At 69.9% G+C, this 21757-nt stretch carries 17 protein-coding genes, 1 tRNA gene and 1 pseudogene; 7 read left to right on the top strand and 12 right to left on the bottom strand.

Translation table 11 applies throughout. The features are described from left to right. Positions 1 to 118: 118 nt before the first annotated feature. Both rpmB and rpsN read left to right on the top strand, forming a co-directional pair. The gene (gene rpmB, locus RVR_RS30370) at positions 119 to 355 is read left to right on the top strand and encodes a 50S ribosomal protein L28 (protein ID WP_202237105.1); all 237 of its coding nucleotides are present in this window, start codon (positions 119 to 121) and stop codon (positions 353 to 355) included. A 13-nt stretch (positions 356 to 368) separates the two neighbouring features. Continuing rightward, complete coding sequence (gene rpsN / locus RVR_RS30365; RefSeq protein WP_202237104.1) at positions 369 to 674, top strand: 30S ribosomal protein S14; 306 nt, start codon at positions 369 to 371, stop codon at positions 672 to 674. A 156-nt stretch (positions 675 to 830) separates the two neighbouring features. Here the strand turns inward: rpsN and RVR_RS30360 are convergent, their stop codons facing one another. After that, complete coding sequence (locus RVR_RS30360) at positions 831 to 1817, bottom strand: alpha/beta hydrolase (protein ID WP_202237103.1); 987 nt, start codon at positions 1815 to 1817, stop codon at positions 831 to 833. Positions 1818 to 2121: 304 nt separating this feature from the next. Between RVR_RS30360 and RVR_RS30355 the strand changes: the two genes are divergently transcribed. Then, entirely contained in the window at positions 2122 to 2988 is an 867-nt protein-coding gene (locus RVR_RS30355; protein ID WP_202237102.1) for a helix-turn-helix domain-containing protein, read from the top strand. A 42-nt stretch (positions 2989 to 3030) separates the two neighbouring features. On the opposite strand, the gene RVR_RS30350 is transcribed toward RVR_RS30355, so the two are convergent. From RVR_RS30350 to RVR_RS30340, 3 genes are all read right to left on the bottom strand, one after another. Next, positions 3031 to 3417, bottom strand: a complete 387-nt coding sequence (locus RVR_RS30350) for a hypothetical protein (protein ID WP_237405050.1) — start codon at positions 3415 to 3417, stop codon at positions 3031 to 3033. Positions 3418 to 3513: 96 nt separating this feature from the next. Beyond that, positions 3514 to 4716 (bottom strand): methyltransferase domain-containing protein, encoded by a 1203-nt coding sequence (locus RVR_RS30345; protein WP_237405049.1) that lies wholly within the window; start codon positions 4714 to 4716, stop codon positions 3514 to 3516. Continuing rightward, the gene (locus tag RVR_RS30340; RefSeq protein ID WP_202237100.1) at positions 4713 to 5618 is read right to left on the bottom strand and encodes a helix-turn-helix domain-containing protein; all 906 of its coding nucleotides are present in this window, start codon (positions 5616 to 5618) and stop codon (positions 4713 to 4715) included. Before RVR_RS30340 ends, RVR_RS30345 begins: the two co-directional genes overlap by 4 nt. Positions 5619 to 5920: 302 nt before the next feature. Between RVR_RS30340 and RVR_RS30335 the strand changes: the two genes are divergently transcribed. Both RVR_RS30335 and RVR_RS30330 read left to right on the top strand, forming a co-directional pair. Continuing rightward, on the top strand, positions 5921 to 6790 hold the full coding sequence (locus RVR_RS30335; RefSeq protein ID WP_202237099.1) for a helix-turn-helix domain-containing protein: 870 nt from the start codon (positions 5921 to 5923) through the stop codon (positions 6788 to 6790). Further along, positions 6787 to 7011 carry a DUF397 domain-containing protein gene (locus RVR_RS30330; protein ID WP_202237098.1) on the top strand — a complete coding sequence of 75 codons (225 nt, stop codon included), beginning with the start codon at positions 6787 to 6789 and terminating at the stop codon, positions 7009 to 7011. The genes RVR_RS30335 and RVR_RS30330 overlap by 4 nt, the downstream gene beginning before the upstream one ends. An 854-nt stretch (positions 7012 to 7865) precedes the next feature. Here RVR_RS30330 and RVR_RS30325 read toward each other — a convergent pair. The 7 genes and pseudogenes from RVR_RS30325 to RVR_RS30300 all read right to left on the bottom strand — a co-directional run. Beyond that, a complete protein-coding gene (locus RVR_RS30325) occupies positions 7866 to 8429 on the bottom strand; it encodes a hypothetical protein (RefSeq protein WP_237405048.1) in 564 nt (187 codons plus the stop codon). 57 nt (positions 8430 to 8486) lie between these two features. Then, the gene (locus RVR_RS30320; RefSeq protein ID WP_202237097.1) at positions 8487 to 9461 is read right to left on the bottom strand and encodes a hypothetical protein; all 975 of its coding nucleotides are present in this window, start codon (positions 9459 to 9461) and stop codon (positions 8487 to 8489) included. Positions 9462 to 9551: 90 nt separating this feature from the next. Continuing rightward, a complete protein-coding gene (locus tag RVR_RS30315) occupies positions 9552 to 12932 on the bottom strand; it encodes a DUF499 family protein (RefSeq protein ID WP_202237096.1) in 3381 nt (1126 codons plus the stop codon). Positions 12933 to 12985: 53 nt separating this feature from the next. After that, a complete protein-coding gene (locus RVR_RS30310) occupies positions 12986 to 15787 on the bottom strand; it encodes a DUF1156 domain-containing protein (RefSeq protein WP_202237095.1) in 2802 nt (933 codons plus the stop codon). Next, on the bottom strand, positions 15784 to 19299 hold the full coding sequence (locus RVR_RS30305; protein ID WP_202237094.1) for a helicase-related protein: 3516 nt from the start codon (positions 19297 to 19299) through the stop codon (positions 15784 to 15786). Before RVR_RS30305 ends, RVR_RS30310 begins: the two co-directional genes overlap by 4 nt. A 218-nt stretch (positions 19300 to 19517) precedes the next feature. Further along, positions 19518 to 19643, bottom strand: a complete 126-nt coding sequence (locus tag RVR_RS38740; RefSeq protein WP_272933152.1) for a hypothetical protein — start codon at positions 19641 to 19643, stop codon at positions 19518 to 19520. Positions 19644 to 19716: 73 nt separating this feature from the next. Further along, positions 19717 to 20148: pseudogene (locus tag RVR_RS30300) on the bottom strand (transposase family protein); the annotation flags it as partial. Between the two features lie 170 nt (positions 20149 to 20318). On the opposite strand from RVR_RS30300, the gene RVR_RS30295 reads away from it, so the two are divergent. Further along, positions 20319 to 20768, top strand: coding sequence for a hypothetical protein (locus tag RVR_RS30295; RefSeq protein ID WP_202237093.1), 450 nt, complete (start codon positions 20319 to 20321; stop codon positions 20766 to 20768). Positions 20769 to 21058: 290 nt separating this feature from the next. Beyond that, positions 21059 to 21385 (top strand): hypothetical protein, encoded by a 327-nt coding sequence (locus RVR_RS30290; protein WP_202237092.1) that lies wholly within the window; start codon positions 21059 to 21061, stop codon positions 21383 to 21385. Between the two features lie 242 nt (positions 21386 to 21627). Here the strand turns inward: RVR_RS30290 and RVR_RS30285 are convergent. After that, positions 21628 to 21715, bottom strand: a tRNA-Leu gene (locus tag RVR_RS30285). Positions 21716 to 21757: the final 42 nt, after the last annotated feature.

Genomic DNA, 21757 nt, shown 5'->3' with positions numbered 1-21757 from the left:
CGCTGCCGAACCCCGAGCCCGAACCCCGGCAGCACCCGGCACCCGGCACCCGAGTTTGGAAATGAAAACGCTTTTCCATAAGGTGGGGTCGTCCGCTCCGCCACGGAAAGGCAGCCCCATGTCCGCCCACTGCCAACTGACCGGCCGCAAGCCCGGTTTCGGCAACGCCGTCTCCCACTCCCACCGGCGCACCCCGCGCCGGTTCGACCCCAACATCCAGACCAAGCGGTACTGGTTGCCCGGCGAGAACCGCCACGTGCGGCTGACCCTCAGCGCCAAGGGCATCAAGGCCGTCGACCGCATGGGCGTCGAGAAGGCCGTCCGGCTCGTCCGCGCGCGCGGCCACAAGGTCTGAGGGGTCCACCGCCATGGCCAAGAAGAGCAAGATCGCGAAGAACGACGCGCGCCGGGCGGTCGTGGCGCGCTATGCCGAGCGCCGCGCCGAACTCAAGCGCGTCATCGCCTCCCCCGCCTCCTCCGCCGAGGACCGCGAAGCGGCCCGGCGCGAGCTGGGCCGGCAGCCCCGCGACGCCGGCGCCACCCGGGTCCGCAATCGCGACGCGGTCGACGGCCGCCCCCGCGGCTACCTGCGCGCCTTCGGCCTCTCCCGGGTCGGCATGCGCGCCCACGCCCACGCCGGGCACCTCCCGGGCGTCCGCAAGGCGAGCTGGTAGGCGGAGGCGGGGGGCGGGTCCGCGCTGCGGTTCCGCGCTCCGAAGCGGGCGCGCCGGCCCCCTGTCCCCGGGCCCGGGGCGGCGCACCGCCCTCCGCCCCGACCCGGGTCCCACCGCCGGCCCGCCCGGACCACCCTGACCGCCCGGCCCCGCCGCTCAGCGGGCGGCGGCGAGACGCGCGGGGCCGGCGGCGGGGTCCGCGGCGGAGAGATGGGCGCCGAAGAACGCGGCGAGCTTGTCGACCGCGGGGTCGATGAACCGCGTCCGGTCGTAGAGGTCCACGTGGCTGGCGCCCTCGATCCAGTGCAGTTCCCGGGGACCGGTGGCGCGCTGGTGGACCTCGACGGCCATCCAGGAGGTGACCGCACGGCTGCCGACGATCTGCAACAGGGGGCGCGGCGCGAGCAGCGGCACCGCGTGGAAGGCGTCGAAGGAGGCCAGCTTGTCGACGCTCTGCCAGGGCATGGCCCGCGTGGAGCGTTCGTGCCGGCCCCGGGAGGTGCAGTAGTACGCGAAGCCCTCGGCCCCGTGCGCGCCGCCGAGGGCCTCGGCCTGCTCGGCGGTCTCGGGGAAGACCGGCATGGCGCCGGGGTCCTCGCCGCGCGCCGCGGCGGTACGGGCGCGGCCGGCGGCGTCGAGCAGGCCGCGGAAGACGGCCGGGTCCTGGGTGCCGTCGGCACCGAGCCGGAACTGGCGGGCCACGTCCACCCCGGAGACTGTCGCCACCGCCCTGACGCGGTGGTCGCCGCCCCCGGCGGCGAGGGAGTAGCCGCCGGATGCGCAGATGCCCAGCAACCCGACGCGTCCGGCATCGACGTCGTCGCGGGTGGCCAGGTAGGAGACGGCGGCCTTGAAGTCCTCCACGCGCTGGGCGGGGTCCTCCAGTCCGCGCGGCAGGCCGCCGGACTCGCCCTGGTGGGCGGCGTCGAAGGCGAGGGCGACGAAGCCGCGCTCGGCCATCCGCCGGGCGTACGTGCCGGAGGTCTGCTCCTTCACGCTCGTGCCGGGGTGGCCGACCACGAGGGCCGGCCACGGTCCCGCGGCGGGCGCGCCGGAGGAGGTCTCGTGGGCGGTGTCGGGGGTGTAAAGGTGACCGGCGATCCTGATGCCGTTGCTGTCGAAGCTGACGGTGGTCCTGGCCATGGTTCTCCCTGTCGGACGGTTGACGGAACGGTGGGGCGCGGGGAAACGGGCGCCATGGGCGCCTGAGCCGCCGTGCGCGCCGTGGCGCTGGGGCGCCGAAGCGCTGGATGCGCCGCGGGGCCGTGCGCCGTGGGGCCATGCGCCGTGGGGCCGCCCGGCGGGCCGCGACCCGCACCCCGCCGGGCACGTCCCCCACCTTCCACCGGTCCGCGCGGGAGCGGGAGAGACAGCTTCCTGCCCGGGAAAGAACGTGCCCCCCTTGGACGTTTGCCCTGGTCGCGGTGGCGCGGGGACACTGGGGAGCATGACCTCGGACTCCGACTCCCGGGCGCTGGGCGCCTTCCTCAAGGCCCGCCGGGCGCAGCTGACACCACGGGAGTGCGGCCTCCCCGAGGCGGACTCGGGCCGCCGGGTCGCCGGGCTGCGCCGCGAGGAGGTCGCCGGCCTCGCCGCCATCAGCGTGGACTACTACACGCGGCTGGAGCAGGGCCGGGTCCGGGCGTCCGTGCCGGTGCTCTCCACCCTCGCCCGCGCCCTGCGCCTCGACGAGGACCAGCAGCGCTACCTCTACGAGCTGGCCGGCCGGGCGGACGCCCGCCCGCGCCGCCGCCGGCCGGCCGAGCGGGTTCGCCCTCCCATGCGGCGCCTGCTCGACCAGCTCACCCAGAGCCCGGCCCTGGTGCTCGGCAAGCGCCTGGACGTCCTGGCGTGGAACCCCGCCGCCGTCGCCCTCTACACGGACTTCGCCGCGCTGCCGGCGAACCGGCGCAACTACCTGCGGCTGGTCTTCACGCACCCGGAGGTGCGGCGACTGCACCGGAACTGGGACCACGACGCCCGGGAGGCCGTGGCCGCGCTGCGCATGGAGGCGGCGGCCGACCCCGACGACCCCGAGCTGGCCCAGCTCGTCGGCGAACTGTCCCTCCAGGACCCCGACTTCCTCACCTGGTGGGCCGAACACCGCGTCAACAGCGCCAGTTACGGCACCAAGCACTACCGCCACCGGCTGGTGGGCGACCTCACCCTCGACTGCGACACGTGGGCCGGCCCGGACGGCTCCGGGCAGCGCCTGATGATCCTGACCGCCGAGCCCGGCAGCCCCTCCCACGACGCGCTGCGTATCCTCGCCTCATGGCACGCGGGGCAGCCGGCCGCCGACCGGGCCGAGTGACCTGACCGCCCGGCCTCCCGGCTCCTCCGTGGGCCGGGGACGTCACGCGGGCCGCCCGCCGGCGCGCTCCCACTGCGCGTCGTCCCACTCGACGTACTCCACCTGCGCACCGCCGGGCAGCCTGGCCGTCAGGTTCCTGCCGGTGGGGACGTCCTGCGGCCCGCGCACGAGTGCCGCCCCCTCCCGGTCGAGGAGCAGCCGGCACTCGTCGAGGTCGTCCACGATCAGGGTCGCCGACGTCGCCCGGTAGGGCTCCAGCGTCGCGTCGTCCCCGGCCACCACCAGCACGCGTCCGACGGCGGCCAGCTCCAGGCCGTTCGGCATCGCGAACCGGCTGGTGACGGGCTCACCGCTGAGGGCGGCGAGCGGTCCGACGACCGCGTCCAGGTCCGCGGCGTAGACGCGCGCGTAGGTACGAAAGATCCGCATGCCCGGGGACAAGTCCCGCCGCGGCGCGGCTATTCCCGCGCCCGCACCGCGGCCCGGCGCGGCGTCCGGCCGGTCGGTCGTCCGGACCCGCCCCGTTCACGCAGGACCCGCGGCCGGGGCCACGAGGTTGAGCGGGCTGTCCAGCCAGGCGTCCTCCCCGGCGGCCGACACCGTGAGGCCGAACCGTGGGAAGCCGGGCCGGCCCCGGTCCTCCCACCACCGGTAAGCGGCCTCCACCTCGTCCCACAGGCGCCGGGGTCCGGACTGGTGGACGGTGGCCGTCCCACGATCGTCGCGGAAGACGACGACAGCCCATGATCTGTCGGTGAGGCCGTAGAACCAGACGGGGCGCCTGCCCTCCCGTTTGCGGTCGGCGACGTGGGTGCAGTCCCGGACGCGCAGACCGAGGGCGAACTCCACCACGGCGGTGCTGTCGGGCAGGAGTTCCGCTTCCGTGATCCGCGTGGTCGATGTGCTCGCACCACTGGCCGCCCCCGCCGGTACGTACGCACTGTGCCGCGGGTACGCGAAGCGCTGTGACCGCAGCCGCATGAAGTTCACCGGCTGGGTGAAACGGCCGGACGCCGACCGGCCGTCCTCTGCGACCACGAGGCGGGCGGTGGCCTCGCTGAAGCCGTAGTAGGTCCCCCAGGGCACCAGGATCACTCCCCCCGGAGTGGTCTGCCGTACCCAGGTCATCAGCCCGCCGCGCAGGCCGACGGTGGCGATCACCCGCGCGTACGGCGCGCGAGGCGGGTGGCCCAGCAGCCCGTCTCCCGTGACGACCTCCACCTCCCCGTACCCGGCACGGCGCAGCGCTTCCCGAGCGGACCGCGCCACGGCGGGGTCCACCTCCACGGTCACGACGTTCTCCGCGCCCAGCCGGTGGGCGAGCAGAGCGGCGTTCCATCCGGTGCCCGCTCCGATCTCCAGGACGCGCTGCCCTGGACGGACGTCGAGATCGGCGAGCATGGAGAAGACCAGACCGGGCATGGACGACGAGGACGTGAACACCACGCCCGGCTCGGCTCCCTGGTGCTCGCCGTCGTCCCACTGGGTGACGATGGGCACGTCGGAGTCGGCGTACGCGTGCCAGGCATCGGGGTCGTCGGTCCTGGAGACCGCGGTGGCCCTGCCGGTGTCCCGGTCGTGGGGCCACATCACCTCCGGAAGGAAGCCGGTCCTCGGCACGGCCGCGAACGCGGGTCCCCAGTCGGGCGTCAGGGCGCCCTTCTCCACCAGGAGACGGCCCAACTCCGCGGAACTGGGCCGCCCGTCGTCCCGTGTCGATCGTGTCACTTGCGGTGCTGCCCGTCGCCTTCCGGACTCTGACCGTCCGGACTGGGCTCCGGCGGGGTCCAGGGGGCGTTTGCGACGTGGTCGTCGAGGAGGGCGCGGAGGAACGTCAGCGACTCCGTCGGGGACAGGGCGCTGTCGCGCAGCAGGTCGTAGGCCAGGCGCAGCGGCTCGACGTCCTCGGGCTCCTCGACGAGGTGGCCGTTCGAGCCGCCTTGCGCGTAGGCAACGCTGTGGCCGTCGTGGAAGTAGATCAGTTCCAGCGAGCTGCCGATCTGGTGCGGTCCGGCTCCGAACGGCACCACGTGCAGCGAGACGTCGGGGCGTTGGGCCACCTCGATCAGGTGCTCAAGCTGCGCTGTCCAGGTCCGCGGGTCGCGCGACTTGCGCCGCAGCACCGCCTCGTCGATCAGCGCCCGGTAGTGCAGCGGATCCGGCTCGGCGAGCCGTTCCTGGCGGGCCAGCCGCGCCGCCACCCGGGCATCCAGCTTCTCCGGGCTCCCCGGGCGGGCGGCACGCAGTTGCTCCTCCGCGTAGGCGCGGGTCTGGAGCAGGTCCGGCACCACGCTGACCGCGTACTCCTGGATACCGGCCGCGTCCGCCTCCAAGGGCGCGAGCCCCATGAACGGGCGGTCCTTCGTCTCCCGCTTCGCCAAGTGCCACAGCTTGACCAGGAGTTCGCCGGTCCCGTACACCCGGTCCAGCGCCGCTGCGGCTTCCACGGTGCCCAGACGCTGTCCCCGCTCCAACCGGTGCAGGTACGACTGCTCGTAACGGCACTTCACCGCGAGCTGCACCAGCGTCATCCCCGACTTCTGCCGCAGACAGGCCAGTTCGCTCGCGTACCACTCCCGCGCCGACAACCCCTCGTAGTCCACCCTGCCCCTGCCGCTGCTGCCGGTCATACGGATACCCCTGTTCCATGGCGTGGTGCGTGACGGCGACGGCGAGCGCGCCCCGACGGTGAACCGGTACGGGGCACGCGGCGGACCCGCCGCCGCGGTCCGCCCGGACGCGGCCAGCCCGCACGCCGGTACCGGAGAATGACGGTGCCAACACGCTGCGTGGAGAGCGCCCGGATGAAACTGTGACGCATGGGAAACGTTGCTAGCAACCTCTTCTCAACTGAAGAGTTGAAGAGTCGGCCTGGCATATTCCGGCAACGTTGGCGGCGCTACCCTGCAACCGACACAAGAGAGGCAGGCCGATGGCGGAAGCAAGGCCCAACGTGCACCGACGCAGGCTCGGATCGGCCCTGCGGTCCCTGCGGACAGCCGCGGGGCTCGGGATGGAGGAGGCGGCGGACCGGCTCGGTCTCGCGGGGAAACCCGCGCTGAGCAAGATCGAGAACGGGAAGCAGCGCGTCTCCGGTCTCGGGCTGACGGCCTTCTTCGAGATCTACGGCGTCGACTCCGACGAGACCCGCACGAAGATCAAGGCGATGGCGTCCCTCGCCGCCCCGGGCAAGCGGACGAACCTGCTGGACGAGTACAAGGAAGTCATCCAGACCGACGAGTTCGAGGACTTCCTGCACCTCGAAGGGATGGCGTCGAAGGCAGAGTCCTACCTGACCATGGTGCCCGGCCTGCTCCAGACGAGGGAGTACGCGGCCTCCGTCGTGGAGCGGAGCCAGCAGTGGCCGTCGAAGCGCGAGATGACCCGCTTCGTGGACCTCCGCATCGCCCGGCAGGCAGTGCTCGCCCGCGAGGCGCCCCTCCATGTGTCCTGCGTGCTCGACGAGGCGGCGCTACGACGTGTGGTCGGCGGCCCGGAGGTGATGCGCGCGCAGCTCCAACGGCTCCTGGACGTGACCGAGGAATACGCCCACGTGGAGTTGCAGGTACTGCCCCTCGGCGTCGGCGCCCACGCGGGCATGAACGGCTCCTTCCGGCTGCTGCACTTCCCGGCGGGGCCGCCGGTTGCCGTCGTCGAGACGATGACAACCTCCCTCTACCTGGAGGAAGATGGGGACGTGGGCAGGTACGAGTCGGCCCTCGAGTTCCTCCGCGCCCAGTCTCTCGACGGCCCGGCGTCGCGCCGCCTCATCCACGAGTTGATCAAGGACTGCTGCACATGAACAAGAGGGTCGATCTCACCAACGCCACCTGGGCCAAGAGCGAGATGTCCGATGCCGGCAACAACTGCCTGGAGGTCGCCTTCGTGGACGGGGTGGTGGCGCTGCGCGACTCCGTGGACGTGGGCGACCCCGACGCCAAGGTGCTGATCATCTCCGAGAAGGACTACGAACTCTTCACCCGGAGCGTCCGCGACGGCCAGCGCGACCTCCTCCTCCCCTGACACCTTCGCCCCACCCGAGGCGCGCCCCCGGCCCCCGCTCCGCCGAGAGCGGGGGCCGCGCCCGTGGGGGTGGATGATCCCGAGCATCCGGCCCGAGCGCCGGCCGTCACGGGAGGGCCGCCAGGCCGAGCCAGGATGCGACCAGGCCGCCACAGGGCCCGGAAACGCAGAAAACCCCTGATGAACAGGGGTTTCACGTGGTGGGTCGTTCACGAGACCCCTTGACCAGGCGTAACAGGGCCAATTGATGTCGAGGTTCCCGCAGGCCGCGTGATCGCTGCCGAGTGTATGCGCATTCAACTATTGTCGCGATGTACTTACGTTGATGGCGGCGACGAGGTCGGACAAGTCTGAGCTTATGCGCATCGTGGATGTTCTGAAGCGCAAGGGTCTCGCCATACGCAAGCCAGCTGCGGGTGACCGACGGGTGCGGGCAGTGGAGATCACGACTAAGGGCTGGAGCTCTTCGATACCGCCCACCTGGCGGCGGAGCCGCCGGCTGAGCGTATGGTTGCCGAACTGGGGCCCGGCGAGCCCGATCACGAGGGGTACGCGCGTCCTCGCGCCCGTCGTCGGCCACGCCGATGCGCGTGGCTCCATACGACTCCGCGGCGAAACGGAGACCATATCGACGCCTTCTCCGGAGTCCAAGTGGACATCTGCCGTCACCTAGCCGCCAGAGGCTTAATCCCGGCTCTAGCTTTCAGGCACCGTTGAGCCGATAACCGACATAGGCAATGCGCCGAGAATCAGGTACCAGCACGAGACTTTGGTGGTCCCTGGCAGCTCAGATGCCAGCTGACTTTCCTAGGCCACCAAGACTTGCCTATACATCTTCATGGCCTGGCAGCCTCTCAAGGAGCATCACCGGAGGTACACGAAGGGGGATGCTGGGTCGCTGACTGAGGGGAGTCTGCGAGGTCTCTGTCCGTCACCTGGATGACAGAGTTGAACAGCCACAGCAGGCGGTAGGCCCGGACGGCACCGAGGATCAGGACACCTTCCACGGCCCAGTGAACGCCCCCAGGGTCTGTCTCGGTGGTGTCGAGGGCGGTTGCAAGTAGGCAGACACCGGAGATGAGCAAGGTGGCCGATAGGACGCTTACCCAGTTCCGCCGGAACTGTGAGGCCAGGTGGGGCGCAGTGCGCAGGACCCGCATGCGGCGTCCTGTGGCGGAAGCGTACTGCGCAATGGCGGCAGTGACGAAGCTGCCGACCAGTGCGACGACGGTGGCACCGGTGGTGTAGATCGTCAAGCGTTGTTCGCGGCCGGGCGCACCGAGGATGTCACCGCGTCCGGTCAGTGCGACCGACAGACCGTGCCCGCCGAGGACGACTGCGGTCAGCAGCCAGTCCGCCGCCGGACGTGATCGCCACCGCTGCAACAGTCTGCGTGCCGTCTCGACCAGCCTCTGCATTCCCGCCCCTCCCCCGCGCGCGCCGACCAGGGATTTCGCCCCCAGCTGCCCTCCAGGCTAGAGGTCGGCACTGACAGCGGCCCGCAGCACCCTTTCGTTCTGCAGGGAGACCCGCTCCAGCTGGTTTAGGGCCACCTGCAAGTCGATGGCGTGACCGTCGCTGGAGGAGAACGGAACGACGCACTTCGCAGTGATGCGCTCGCTGACGAAGTCGATCTTCTCGTCGTCGGCCTCGCTGTGCCACGCCTCCATGCGGGCCCGCGCGGCGGCGGTGTCGACGGCGTCGGAGTTGTCCAGCCAGTCCGCGATGTCGTTGGCGAACACCTGAGTGGAGGCGAGGAGTTGGTTGTGCCCACGGGCGCGACGGCGGGGCGAGAGGACGCGGGACTTCTTCGGCACCTCCAACTTCAGCGTGATGATCATGTCCGGGTTGTCCTCGTGCAGGCGGCTGAGTGCGGTGCCTAGGTCGGAGCTGGCGCGCAGGGCCGTGGGGCTGTCGGGCGGCTCGGGGGCGATGCGAACAGTCAGCTGCTCGATCGCCGCCGCGTGCGCGAGCTTCTCCCGGGACCGGGCGTTGACCACCGGCCGCAGCTCGATGTTGCGGACATCGGGGGCAGCGGCGTGCATGTCGTCCAGCCAGCGCTTCAGGGCCTGGGCGCGGGGTGCCGAGGTACCGCCGGCCATGGTGGCGAGGACGTTACCGAAGGGCAGGAAGTACACCGTGGTGACGTCCACCAACTCCTTGTCCGCGGCGAGCTGGAGGTGGCTGAGGGTGCCGTCGACGTGGTCGATGAGCTGCGGTACGTCCTGGCGGACCTTGGCGAGGAGCAGGTGGGGGGCGGTCTGGAGGGTATCTACGGCCCCGATCAGGATCTCGTCGCCGGTGCGCGAGGTGCGCTGGGCGGGCGGCTGGGCGCACAGACGGCGGATGTGCGCTCCCCAGTCGCGGTGCGGGAGACGTGAGGATGCGGGGGCGTCGGCGTCGGCGATCTCGTAGAAGTGGACGATTCTGTCCCGATTACGTGCGGCCATGACTGTGCTCCCGTGGCGGTCTGGGACGACGTGCATCGACCAGCCTATCGAGAGGGCCGGCGGACGCCGAAACGACCAGGTCGGCATGCCCTACTCCTCCTCGAACTGGGCTTGCAGTTTGAGGGTGTTGGCGTTTTCGGTGAGGGTGCGCACCTTGTCCGCCGGGAAGCCGCCGGGCGCGGTCGCCTGGATCTCGACCGTGATCTCGACATCGGCCCCGATGGCTTCGAGGTGCTGGAGGATCTCGAAGGCATACTTCGTGGCGTGCTTGCTGTACTGCTCGGTGTCCAGCAGGGCGTGGGCGTAGAAGCGGGTCGGGACTCGGGGCAGCGGGGTCGGCGCCGGAACCGGGGTGCCGGGGCGGGGCGACACCGACGGTCCGCCGGCGCCCTGACCGGAGCCGGTGCTGTCGTCGGCGTCCTCGTCCTGATCGGCCGGTTCCTGGTGCCTGGCGGCGGCGGCCGCCAGGTCGGCGGCCTCCTGGGCGGCGGCAAGATCGGCCCGCACCAGCAGGGAGGAGTCGGTGATCTGACCGAAGGAGCCACCCCGGCAGGGCAGGACGAGCCCCTGGTAGCGGCCGGTGGCGGGGTCTTGGCCGGTGGCGAGGGCGAAGCCGTCAGTCTCCCAGGTGATGTGAGTGAGGACGTCCTCGATGCCCTGGTCGAGAACGGCGCGGTCGCGCAGCCGGTTCATGTACGGGTACTTGGTGTGCAGTTCCCACAGGCGGCCGACGCTGATGTGGCCGTCCCGGTTCCACTCCTGGCCCAACGCATCCACGATCCGCTGGTGCAGGACGGCGGGGGCCTGCTGGACGTAGAGCATGCCCTGGCGCTTGAGGCGGTCACCGACCTGGATGGCGGCGTCGTCGATGGCCGGTAGGTCGACCTTGAAGTTGACCCACTCGATCTTGGCGCCGGGGACCTGCTCGGGGACGAGCACCCAGCGGTAGGCCTTGCCCAACCGGAGGTTGACCGTCTCCTCGGCCTTCTCCATCCGAGTTCTGGCCTGCGTCTTCTGATTCTCGGTCAGGTCAAGCTGGACGTGCTGCGTCAGGACCTGCTTCCAGCCCAGGTACTCGCGTACGGCCTCCGCGACCTCCTCGATCTCCTTGCGGTCGGGGGCGAGGAAGACGAGGGCATTGCGGTGCTGCCGGGTGCTGGAGCGGTACTGGTCCAGAGCCTCCTGCGCGAAGCGCAGGGCCTCGGTGTCGGGCATGTCCCTGGCACTGCGGTGGGTGAAGCGGGGATGCAGCAGCACCAGGCGGGCGCGGTCGTTGTCCGGAATGTCGCTCGCGGGCAGCGGTGCCGCGTGGACGGCGTCGAACTGCCCGCGTACGCCCTGGACCACACTGAGCCGGCGCACCACGTCCGCCCACACCTTGTCGACATCGTCGAGGAGCTTGTTCGCCTCGTCCTTGGCGGTCCGGGTGATGTTGGCGTGGGTGTCGTACCAGTGGCGTTCGCCGTCGCCGTAAAGGTAGGTGGAGCGGTCGGCGAGGGCGTTGAGCGCGGTTCGGAAGTTGCCCAGCGGTTCACCGGGGATGGCCATGCCGAGCCGGGTGTGTGGATCGGACAGGCCCTTGCGGGCGGCGTGCACGCGGGGCGCGGAGCCCATGAAGACGGTACGGGCTACCCGCCGGCTCATGCCGCGCTGTCCGAGCACGGGCTTCTCGGTGTCGACGGAGGCCGGGGTGGAGTCCGGCCCGTCGACGTCGGCGTCGATGATCGGCTTCCAGCGGTCCTCCAGGTAGTACGTCAGCTCCTGGTTGACACGGGTGTCGTGTATGGGCACGTCACCAGGCATGATCATGGGGCTCTGGTTCTGGTCGCGCCACAGCGCGTGGATGACGGTGCTCATCAGCCGCAGCACGCCCCGGGTGCGCTGGAACCTGGGCAGCGTCGACCAGTCCTCGTAGAGTCGCGCGAACAGCTCCGGATGGATCGGGTACGTCGACTTGATGCGCCGCTCGTAGTCCATGGTGTCGCAGCTGGCCGGGAACTCGCGCTTCTCGGTGCCGTAGAACTGCGTGTAGAGCCGCGCCACCTTGTTGATCTCGGCCTGGACCTCACTGGTGGGCGTCTGGAAGAGACGGCGGCGCACGATCTCGAAGGACTCGTCGGAGCTGGCGGGCCGCCAGGCGTCGGCCTTGCGGTGGACGACGTTCTGAAGTCGTTCCAGCGCGATGCGGTTGTTCTCCCCGCCGATGTCGTACTGGTCGGCGTCGCTGATCTCACCGGTCGCGGAGGCCGGGATGGACACCAGCAGCTGGGCTCCATCGACGGAGGCGACGGCCTCGGTGAGGGACTGCGCGAACGAGAAGTGCGCCTCGAAGGATCCGGCGGGCAGATTGTTGTTGCCGAGCAGCGGACCGGCGTACTGCACCCACTCGTCGATGAGGATGACGCAGGGCGCGTACGCGGCGATCAGGCTCTGGAGCAGGGCGGTGCCGGGGCTGGTGCTGGTGCGGTCGGCCTCGGCGACGATGTCGTAAGCCTGCCTGCCACCGAGCCCCCAGGCGAGCTGGCCCCACATGGTGTTGACGACGGTGCCGTCGGGTTTGACGTCGGCCTGCCCGATGCCGAGTTCGTTGCCGACCAGCACGGCCCGGTGGACCGTTCCGCCGGGAAGACCGCCACCCGGTGCGGCGGCGATCAGCTCCTGAAGGTCCTGCGGCAGCCGGTTCACCTTCAGACCCGGCGCGTACAGGTGGTACAGCGCCATCATCGAGTGCGTCTTGCCGCCGCCGAAGTTCGTCTGGAGGTTGATGACGGGGGCGGCGTTGGGGTCACCGCTGATCCGTCGCAGCGACTTGGAGAGCAGTTCCTCAAGGCCATCGGTGAGGTACGTCCGCTGGAAGAACTCCTCCGGTTCGGTGTACTCGGCGGCGCCCTCCCCGCGCGCCACCCGCCAGAGGTCGGCGGCGAACTCGGAGGCGTTGAAGTCGCCGCGCGCGACGTCCGGGTGCGGGGTGAGCACCTCACGCCAGGGCCGCAGCCCCTCGGTGGCCACGCTCGGCACGGCACGCGCCCGACGGGCCGCCTTCTTCGTCTCCTCCTCCGTCACCTGCCTGTGCAGCGTCTGCCGGGACTCGCGAACCTCCTCGACCAGGGCGGGGTCCGCGTGCACGGCCCGCAGCAGCCGCTCCGCCGTGTCCAGCGCGCGCAGGGTGTCATCCGCGGTGAACTTCTCGCCGTGCGCCCACTGGTTGCGTACGGCGTTCAGCTCACTGGCGAACCCACGGGCGCTCGCCGGGAGCAGATGCCGGAAGTAGGTGCTCCAGTAGCGCTGGAGGAGGTTCAGCAGGAACTGCGGATCGTTCTTGCCGACCTGTCTCCCCTGTTCCCGGGCCTCGCTCTCCGCGTCCTCGAACCAGCTGTCGCCCTGTCGCTTGACCATCTCCCGTTCCAGGAAGGGCAGCAGCCCCTCCCCGAGGATGTCGATCATGCGGTAGACACGGTCTCGGTTGTTCACCGCCATGGTGCGGGTGTCCTGCCTTTCCAGATGCCTGTGGGTGAGCCGGGCGTTCAGAAGAGGGGCTGGTGCTGGGGCTTGCGCGGACCGCGCTTCTCCGCGTTGCGGGCCTCGGTCTGGAGGTCGGACCATGCACTGGCGAGGTTGTTGAACCGCTGCCCGCTCTCCGACCAGCGCCGCCGGTCGCAGATGCTGTAGAGCAGGTGGGCGAGGTCGCGGATGGCGTCCTCGTCAAACTCCCCACGCGCCCGGATCCCGACGAGCAGCTCACCGGCCGGTCCCACGCCGGACTGGGCGCCCTTGCCCTCCAGCACCCGGGACAGGTGCATGGCGGCTTCCCACACGGAGATACGGGCGTCGGTCTCCGGGTCGTACGACTCCGGCAGGTCGGCCGGCGCGACGAGCCACACCTTGCTGTCGCCGGACGCGGTGATGTGGGCGTCCTGGAGCCCCTTCACGGACACGTTGTACGCCTTCGCAAGCGTCTCGGCGTCCCCGAACGTGCCCTTGCCCCACTGGAACTGCTCGAACCAGCGGATCGCCCACCGGGTGTCCTGGTCGAACTCGCCCTCCTGTTCGTTCAGTACGTCGGCGAGTACGTCGTTAATGAGCCCGAGTGCGGTGCGTACGCGCATCGAGGAACCGTCGGGCTCGGTGACCTTGGCGTATCGGGAGAACACTGCGATGCCGGGGCCGATCGCGGACTGGGGGAGGTCGACGGGGGCGAGGTTGCCTTCCTGCAGCTTCCGCAGTTTGTCGGGGAGTTCGCTGCGGAGGGCGCGGAGGAAGCCGCGGCGGTCGGTGGAGCCGGCGGTGACGTGGCGGGGGCGGCAGGCGAGCACTACAGAGGATGCGAGGGCGTTGGAGCCGATGTCACGGGAGCGGCCGGTTCGCTCGGTACGGACCGGCCAGGTGCCGGTGACCGACCAGCCGGCCTCGATCAGGCCGCTCAGCAAGGTCTCCCAGCCGGTCGAGGCGGTGCCGTCCTCCGCGTCGGTCTCCGACTGCTTGAAGGCGTAGTACACGGTGAGCGGGTAGTCCGGGTGGTGGCCCGCGCGCATGTGCGTGAACGTCTCGACGAAGCCCCGCTCGAAGTGCTTCTCGGCGGCTTCCCAGTTCCCGTTGTGGCGGAACGGGGTGGCGATGAGTTCGGGCTCCTTCGGGGTGAGGATCGTGCTCATGACCTCCGGGTAGATGTCGCCGAGGGAACGGCGGAGCCAGACGTAGAAGAAGTCGGCGAGGTCGGCGTAGCCGATGTTGTCGTAGTAGGGCGGGTCAGTGTTGACGACGGGATTACGCGACAGGTCAACGGTGCGGGCGTCCGCTTGCTGCGCCTGCCCTGTTCCTGCCGCCGGTAGGGCGTCGATAGCCCGCCCGATCGATACGACGGCTGTTTCCATGTCACCAGCTGCACCGGCGAATGGGTTCGACTCGGCAAAGTCCCAGACCATGGGAAGAGCTTGGCGAGCGAAGGTAGAGCGTGTGGCACCTGTGCCATGAGATGAACGCCAAGAGCAGATGGTGGACAAGTCGTCGGCTACCGCGCTCACGAGAAACCCAAGGTACAGCGCCACTGCCTTCCCGTACTCGGCCGCCTCAGCTTCCTCCATGCCAGCGTCTCTTGCATCCCGCTCAACCTTTTCGCGGGCGTCACCAACGAGGTCGCTGAACGTGGTCAGGGCGAGCAGCTGCCGGTTGGTGAACAGGTCCGCATGCTTCCGCATGCCATACCCCTGCACCCTGAACCCCAGCGCCTGCTCAGGCAGTTCGGACTCGGGCGCATCGGCAGGCCGCCCCACATCCGCCGCCCCCACCTGCTCCGCAGTTGGCGCCAGATAGATCCGCTGTCGTTTCCCCTCCGCGACCACGGCCGTCATCACCGCGCCCATGCGCCCGGCCACCCCCTCAGCCCGGACGTACTTCAGTGTGGTCCGGTTACCGCACACCAGGCACTCGGCGCCCTTGCCGTCGACAGTTCCCTCACGGGGCTCGCCCTCGGGACCGCCGATCGTGAACGTCACCTGCCCGTCCACCAGCTCGGGGACGATATAGCGAGGCCGGTCCTTCTTCTTGCTCAGCCAGAACGACCGCACCAACGGCATCTCGGCCCCACAGGCCGGGTCAGGACAGGCCACAGTCCGTGCCCACAACCAAGCGATGACCGCCGCCTCGCTCCCGTCCTCCAGCTTGGTCTTCGGATAATGGGTGCTGATGCGGACGTACGCCTGCTCCCGCATCCACTTGCCGTACTGCCTCACGTCCTCCGCGAGACCACTCGCCCCCCGCCAGCTCCCCTCGTGACGCAGTTCCGCAGTCGGAGACACCGGCTTACGCCCAGCCCACTTCGGCGGGATCTCGATCAACGCCTTGTTGATGACGACCGGCACCGGATTCAGGTCACTGGCGTGGGCCTGGAGCCCCAACCGATGCGCCTCCAGCGGAATTGTGCCGCCACCCGCGAAGGGGTCGAGGACAGGCGGAAGCGGACCGTCGCCATGCGACTCGGCGATCTTCTCCCGAACCTTGCGCATGATCCGCTCATCGCGCGTGGCCTCCCAGGGGACCATCTCCTCGATGAGGTCGAACAACCGCTGCCGTTCAGCCTTCTGCTCCTCCGGCCCCGGATACAGATCGGGCCGTGAGCCCGGGTCGTCCACGAGCTGGGCGAAGAGCATCGCGCGGGCAGCCGCCAGCGGCCGGCGGGCCCACCACAGGTGGAGCGTGGACGGGTGCCCGTGCCGGATGGACTTCTCCCGTGCGGACTCCCTGTTGATCGCCTCCAGCGGGAGGGAGACCTCGATGAGCTTGGTGCGGCGCTCCGGGGCGTCGGCCGTCTCTTCGCTTGCACCGCTCACTGCGGGGTTCCTCCCTTGTTCCAGGCGTCCTGCCAGGACAGCAGGACACCCTCGGTCTTCAGGTCGCCGAAGTCGGTATCGGCGAAGGCGTCGGTAAGGTACCGGGTCTCGTCGTGCTCCGGCCCCTGCGGGCTGACGGAGACCAGGGCGAGACGATGCTGCTCGCCCCGGTTCTTGGCGACGAGGACCTCGTTACGGCTGACGTAGAAGTGCTCCGCGCCCTCCCGGCGGCCCTTCACCTCGATGTGCACGAGGTGACCGTCAAGAGTATGCGATCGGATGTCGTAGCCGGGATTGTTGTGTGCCATCTCCTCAGGGACACGGCCCAGGCCACGCTCGGCACCAAGCACCGCCGCCACAGCACGCCGGTCGGTCTCATAGCCGTCGACCGCGTGCAGGCCATCCAGCACAGCCCGCTCAGCCGGAGTCAGGGCCGACCCCAGATGCCCGGCCAGCCAGCCCATCGGCACGACGAGCGCACACCCCGCCACCACAGGCGGCCGGGCCTGAAGCGCCTGGTCCTTGTCGAGAGCGGCGAGACGCTGCTCTCGACGCCGTTCCAGATCCTCAGCCCACGCACGCGCGGTCTCCGGGCGGTGGCGGACCTTCTTGCCCTCCGCCACATCCAGTTCAAGCTTCCCGGCCTGCGCGTACCAGAAACTGATCTCCTGGCGCAGTCGCTGCTCGACCTGGGTGCGCGTGCGCCCGATGACGGGCAAGAGGCGTTCCCGGGTCCGGTTCAGGTGCTGGGGCACCGCCTCCCGTACCGCCCACTCCATCGCGCGGGCAGGGCCGCCGTCCCGTAGCCACTCCTCCTTGAGAAGCACCCCCGCCGCCTCGGCCTCCCTGGGCGTGGGCGGACGGTAGTCGAGATACGGAGCGGGGCCCGCGTCATGAGCCGTGCCGTCGGGGTGCAGTTCCACGAAGGCGAAGGAACGGTCCACCGACCGCCCGTGCCCGTCGACGACCTCCTGGACCAGCGCGGTCAGCAGCCGCGGGCGCGTGCCCGCGTCCGAGGCGTCCACAAGCACCGTGCCCCGCGTGAGCAGGTCCCCGTGCCGATGGACCGTCTCCTCCAGCACGGCGTCGAAGAGCGGGTGCCCGGGGGCGATCAGGTCGGCGCGGGCAGCCCCGGGGACGGTCACGCGCTCGCGGTCGAAGCAGACCCGCTCATAGCGGCGCTGCACGACCCCGCCAAGCCCGAGCCCGAAGCGACCCGTGTCACGCAGAACCGCCGGGATGTGGGTGATCTCGTACCGGCCACTCTCCCGCGCCCTGAGGTGGCTGCCGAGGCGGTCGAAGGCATCCCGGAAGAAGGCCCGAACGTAATGCGGATGCAGCCGCTTGGCCTGGGCCTCCTCCATATGCAGACGTACCGCCTCGACGTCCTCCAGGCCCATGACGTGGGCGTCCAGCGCGAGCCCCCTGATCAACTCGACGGCGCGTGCGCCGACCCGGGCGTCGATGACCTGGTCGAGGCGACTCTTGACCTCGGGCCGGTCGCCGTAGCGGATGGCCTCAAGGAGCAGGCCGCGCAGCGGTTCGCCCTCGAAGAGTTCGCCGAGGACGTTGTAGACCTTGCCGTCATACGCCTTCGACTGCTGTTCGATCTTGTCGAGGAGCCGTAGGAAGACCTGGCCCTCACGGGTGTCGGCGGCGACCAGGTTCCACAGGTGGCAGACCTCGGTCTGGCCGATGCGGTGGATGCGGCCGAAGCGCTGCTCGATGCGGTTGGGGTTCCACGGCAGGTCGTAGTTGACCATGAGGTGGGCGCGCTGAAGGTTCAGACCCTCGCCAGCGGCGTCGGTGGCGATGAGGACGCGGACATCGGGGTCCTGATTGAAGGCGTCGCGGATGTCACGGCGGTGCGGGCGCGGGGTGCCGCCGTGGATGGCGACGACTGCCTCGGGGCGGCCGATCATGTTCCTGATGCGGCGTGTCAAGTAGTCGAGGGTATCTCGGTGCTCGGTGAAGACGATCAGCTTGCGGGGCAGGCCCCCCTCGTCCCGCAGCAGCGGGTCGTCCTGCAGCAGCCCCGACAGTTCCCGCCACTTGCGGTCGTCGCCGGAGGCCAGGACGCGGGCGGCGAGCCGCTCCAGCTCGCTCAGCGCGGCGATCTCCAGCTCCAGCTCCTGGAGGGTGCGTGCGGCCGTCGCCGCGTCGACGACCTGCTCCTCCAGCTCCTCCAGCTCACCGCCGGTCAGTTCGTCCAGGTCGTCGTCGGAGGACGGCACGGACGCGGGAACCGCACCGGCATGCGCCACGACCTGGCCCGACAGCATCTCCTGACGGCGGGCCTCCAGCCGCAGCCTCCTGCGCTCCAGGGAACGGTGGATCGCCGCCGGGCTGGAGGCGAGGCGGCGCTGGAGGACGGTGAGTGCGAAACCGACCTGGTTGCCGCGCCGGCCGTCCAGCCGTTCCGCGCGGTTCATCTCCTGGCGGACGTACCCTGTGACCTGCTCATACAGCTCCTGCTCGGCGGGCGAGAGTTCGTAGGGCACGGTATAGGCGCGGCGCTCGGGGAAGAGCCTCTTGCCGTCGAAGGTGAGCAGGTCCTCCTTAATCATGCGGCGCATCAGGCCGGACACGTCGTGCCGGTGGATGCCCGCCCGGTACCGGCCGCTGAACCGGTCACTGTCCAGCAGGGTCATGAACAGCTGGAAGTCCTCCTCCTTGCCTGCGTGCGGCGTCGCGGTCATCAGGAGCAGGTGGCGGGTGAGGCGGCCGAGGAGGCGGCCCAGTTCGTAGCGCTTGGTCGTCTTCAGCTCCGCACCGAAGTAGCTCGCGCTCATCCGGTGCGCCTCGTCCACGACGACCAGGTCCCAGCCGCTCTCCCCGAGCAGCCGCCGCAGGTCCTCGGAACGGGCCAGGGCGTCCATGCGCGCGATGAGCCGGGGGTGCCGGTCGAAGACATTACCGTCGATCGTCGCGTCGGTCAGCTGCCGGGTGAGCAGGGTGAAGTCGAGGCCGAACTTCTCCAGCAGTTCGTCCTGCCACTGCTCGACCAGCCCGCCCGGCGCCACGATCAGGCAGCGCTCCAGGTCGCCGCGGAGCGCAAGCTCCTTTATGTAGAGCCCGGCCATGATGGTCTTTCCGGCGCCAGGGTCGTCGGCGAGGAGGAAACGTAGGGGGGTGCGCGGCAGGAGCTCGTTGTAGACAGCCTGAATCTGGTGGGGCAGTGGGTCGAGGAGGCTGGTGGACACGGCCAGCATGGCGTCGCCGCGCGCCGCCATCCTGATCCGCAGCGCCTCGGCCGCCAGCCGGAATAGCCCGGGGTCTGCGTCGAAACCGCCGCCCGCCGCGCCGGAGGCCGCCTCGGCCAGTCGCTCGGCGTCCTCCTCATAGAGGATCCGCTCCTCCACGGTGCCCTCGGGACGCCGGTAAGTAACCTGCGCCGCCGTCGACCCGAACATCCGCACCGCGACGACCGTGACGTCACCGCCGGTGACGATGCCCGACACGGCACGCCCCGGCACGAGATCGCCGAGGCCCAGCCGGCCTCGCTCAGGCATCCTTGCTCTCCCCTTGCTCCGGCCGATGAAGGTGCCCCTTCCTCGACGTCAATAATGCCGTACCGAAAACGCGGGGCTCACGGAATTCACCGGCTCACGGGTGACCTATCAAGGGACCGTGAGCGGCGCGCCGCGGCGACGGGTGGCGCTGAGGTGATCATGACCGTCGCCGGTCCTTGAGGCAGGGTCTTTGAAAAGTGATCTTGTGTCCGGGTTCGTTAGGTCAGTCCGAGGGCGGTGAGGGGCCGCAGGTGGTTGCGGACGGTGCGGCGGAGGGCGGCGGCGATGTTGGTATGGCCGTCCTGGCGGTGGACGCCGATGGCGAGGTTGCGCAGGCCGGCCATGACGCGGGGCAGGGCGTTCGTGCAGGTAGGCGGCGTGGTGGTGTTGGGTGTGCAGGGCGTCGGCGGTGATCACGGCATCGGTCAGGTCGATGCCGTCCAGGAGCGGGGCGAAGGCCGGGATCTCGTTGCTCTTGCTGTCGATCTGGCGTTGGGCGAGGACCTGTCCGCTGTGGGTCATGGCGGCGATCAGGGCGGTGGCAGTCCGGCCGGCGGTGCGGGAGCCGCCGAGTGTCTTGCCGTCGACGGCGATGACCTTTCGTCCCGGGGCCGGGGCCTTGCGTCCCTGGAGGAAGGCGCCGAGGGCGCGATCAAGGGCGTCGCCGTCTGCGGCGGCCAGGACGAGCCGGATGGTCGTTGCGTGGGGCGGGCGGATTGAGCCGGTCAGCGGGTCTGGGCGGAAGCCGAGCAGGGCCAGAACGCCCTGCGGTGCGTCGGCGACCCACTCGCCGATCGCTGTGATCGAGGCGGCGCCGGCCAGAACGGCAGCGGCTGCAGCGGTGAGCATGGCCGTCCACGGGTGGCGGATGCCGCGACGGGCCCGTGGGTCAGGCACCGTGGCCAGATATGTCCGCAGGTCGGCGGCTGTCTCCAACGGGACTGGGCCGGAGGCGTCCCCCAGTTGCCGGAGACATGACGGCATGCGGAAAGATAGGTGCGCAGGCATGGACTCGCTCGGTGCTCATACGGACTAGACACCCACATGATCACCAGCGGCCATGCCTGTTCTGCGTCCTGGGTGGCCGCCGACAGAAGTCGGCAAGCCGTCACATCCGGCACCCAGCAGGCGAACCGCCCACCTCAGCACTTCTCAAAGACCTGGGCCCGGCCGCCCTGCGCGCCATCCAGCCGGACTTCGAACGAGGCCTGGTCAAAGACCTGTTCTGCGCCGACCGGGGCATCACCCAGGCCAAGCCTCACAACCTGCATCTGCAGCTGCTCAAACTCGGCCTCAACTCGGTGAAGCACTACAACGACGACAAGGTCGACCGGCAGGGAGAGTTCCGCGGCATGCAGCTGGTCGGAGGCGAGTTCTACTGCCCGCTCATGCCCACCCGCTCGTCACTGCAGGCGCCACATACATCGACAGCCGCACTGACGAGGACCGCGCCCACGCACTCGACCTGATCCAGTCCCGGAAGGACTACCAGACCAAGATCAAGGGATACGGCCCCGCTGGGGACTAGCGTCGACAGTGCCCCGCCCTCGGGCCGCACGCCACGGTCACCTGCTACCGCCGGCCCAAGCCACGCCCATCTACCGTCGTCGACCTCGACGCCCCTACTGTCCGTACCCCGGCAGCCCTGCCCACCATCCCCAGGCCCAAGCGGGACAGCCCCGTCTACCCCGACATCTGCAGGGGGAAGAGCATCACCGTCCCAGGCACCGTGTTGGCTAAGTGGCGGCAGAAATACCCCTTGTTCACCCCTCTGTGGCAGGAAGCCTGGTCCGGACTGCGCAGTCAGAACGAGGGCGGCAACGGCAACCTCAAGAAATCCGCCCTCGACAGCATCGACAATCCCCAGCTCCGCCTGCCGCACGGACGCGTCGCACAGACCCTGCTCAATGCCGTAATCATCTTCGTGGCGAACCTCAGAGCCATCCGACGGTTCCTCCGCGACCAAGGCATCCAGCCCCGCAAAGCCAGCACGCAGAGCGCCGCAATCCAACCCGGTGAGCCCTCCGACTCGCCTCAGGCGCGACCGCTTCCGACTGAGCAGGTCGAGCCTCCCCCACGCGAGTGACACACATCCGCCGCGCTCCGCCCCCTGAAACCCCACATGCCTGCGCCACGGCTACCAGCCGTGGCGCAGGCATGTGGGGTTTCCGCAGGCGAGAGGCGCAGTACCTGGACCGCCACCGCCCCACCCCCTCACCGGGCCGACCACGAGACTCAAGGCCCACAGAAACGACGAAATGCAGGCGAGTCACATGACTCGACCGGTAATTCGTGAACGCTTCGGGACGATCTCGTGAACGTCTCACGTGGTGTCCGAGGGGGGACTTGAACCCCCACGCCCGATAAAGGGCACTAGCACCTCAAGCTAGCGCGTCTGCCATTCCGCCACCCGGACCGGTGGAGCCGCCGGGACCGGTGGGTCTCGGTGACGACTCCA

The organism is Streptomyces sp. SN-593 (genome assembly GCF_016756395.1).
GTDB classification, from domain to species: Bacteria; Actinomycetota; Actinomycetes; order Streptomycetales; family Streptomycetaceae; genus Actinacidiphila; species Actinacidiphila reveromycinica.
This window is presented reverse-complemented; position numbering and strand designations above follow the sequence as displayed.